The organism is Nocardia sp. NPDC003345 (assembly GCF_053589395.1).
Genome location: NZ_JBSFRU010000568.1, coordinates 1 through 1,818 on the forward strand (window position 1 = coordinate 1; position 1,818 = coordinate 1,818).

Sequence of the window (1,818 nt, forward strand, 5' to 3'; positions counted from 1 at the left end):
TCGCCGCAGACGCGCCTGCCCGGAATGCGGGCGCCGCTTCACGACGGTCGAGACGGCCATTCTCTCGGTGGTCAAACGCAGCGGGGTCACCGAACCGTTCAGCCGGGAGAAGGTAATCCGGGGCGTCCGCCGGGCGTGCCAGGGCCGGGAGGTCGACGACGACGCGCTGAATCTGCTGGCGCAGCAGGTGGAGGACGCGGTCCGGGCCAAGGGCTCACCCGAGGTGCCCAGCCATGAGGTCGGATTGGCGATCCTCGGCCCGCTACGCGAACTGGACGAGGTGGCGTACCTGCGGTTCGCCTCGGTGTATCGATCTTTCACCTCGGCAGCGGATTTCGAACGCGAGATCCAGGATATGCGGCAGGCGCGCGCGGCGGTCGGCGCCGGGGACTGAGACCGGCCCCCGTGCCCTCTCGTCCGGGCGCGGGTGGCCGGGTGCCCGTGGCGGAAGGCCCGGATCACCTGGCGATGGCGGCGATCGCCTTCTCGATTCGCTTGGGTGACACCGGCTGCGGCGTGCCCAGCTTCTGAGCGAACAGGCTCACCCGTAGTTCCTGCGTCATCCACCAGATCTCGGTGACATCGGGCGCGTGCCGCCGCGATTCCGGCAGCCGCGACAGCAGACGGTCGTAGGCGGCCGCCACCGCGTCGATCTCGGCCATGGCCTGGCGGTCCCGCACCGCCGACCCGGGCAGCGCCGTGAGGCGGGCCGCCGCCGCCCGCAGGTAGCGGGGTAGCTCACGCAGGCGCGCCGGGCCCCATTCGGAGACGAAACCGTCGAACACCAGATCCGTGATCTGGTCGCGCACGTCGTCGGCGATATCGGCTTCCCGCGTCCGGGTCAGCTCCGAGGAGACCTCGTGCGCGGCGGCGAGGGCGGGCACCACCAGGCGCAGGATCCGGACGACCACATCGTTGAATTTCGGCCGGATCCCGGCGACGAGTCGTTCGAACTCACCGGGGTCGCGTACCGGGCCGCCCGCCGCGGTGATCAGCTGATCGGCCGCCGCGGCCCGGCAGTCCTCGATCAGCGCATCCACCGAGCCGTACGGGTTCTGGCTCAGCACCAGCCGGTCGGCCGGGGAGAGGGTCGCGGTGACCGCCCGGACCGAGGTCGGGACGGCGGCCAGCACCAGGGCGCGGGTGCCGGCCCGCATGGCGCGCGCCTGCTCGGCGGGCGATTTCAGCACCCGGACCGCCACCCCGCCCGATTCCGGGACCAGGGCGGGATAGCCGGTGATGGTCTGCCCGCCGACCTCCCGGCGTACCGCCGGAGCCAAGGTGCCGAGGGATTCGGACGTCCACACCGTGGCCGGGGCGCGCTCGGCGCCCGCGGTGGCCGCCGCGACCGAGGCGGAGACCTGGTCCGAGAGCCGGGTTCGCAGCTGGGCGAGGCTTTTGCCGGTGGCCAGCACCCGGCCGTCCGCGTCGGTCACGGCGAATGTCATCCGCAGATGATCCGGGAGCGCGGCCGGGTCCAGATCGGCGGGCGCGATCGGGGTGCCCGCGAGGCGGGTCAGTTCCCGGGCCAGGCCGGTGCGCAGCGGTTCGGCCCGGGGAGTGAGCGTTCTCAGCGCGGCCGCCGCGAAATCCGGTGCCGGGACCACCGCGCGCCGCAACTGCTTCGGCAGGGTCTTGATCAGGGCCGCGGCCAATTCGGCGCGCATACCCGGCACCAGCCAGTCGAATCCGACGGCTTTGATATGCGCCAGCTGCGCGACCGGGATACCGACGGTCACACCGTCGTCGTCGCGTCCGGGCTCGAATTGATATGTCAACGGGAACGAGAGTTCGCCCTGGCGCCAGGTATCGGGGAAC

The 1,818-nt window shown here is 72.1% G+C and carries 2 protein-coding genes; one reads left to right on the plus strand and one right to left on the minus strand.

Going from position 1 to position 1,818, the window contains the following annotated elements:
• On the plus strand, window positions 1-394 hold a 394-nt coding region (locus ACWDU1_RS32050), incomplete at its 5' end, for an ATP cone domain-containing protein (protein ID WP_450004166.1).
• A gap of 64 nt (window positions 395-458) precedes the next feature.
• Here ACWDU1_RS32050 and ACWDU1_RS32055 read toward each other — a convergent pair.
• Window positions 459-1,818, minus strand: a 1,360-nt coding sequence (locus tag ACWDU1_RS32055; protein WP_450004167.1) for a DUF3418 domain-containing protein, incomplete at its 5' end; no start/stop codon positions are given.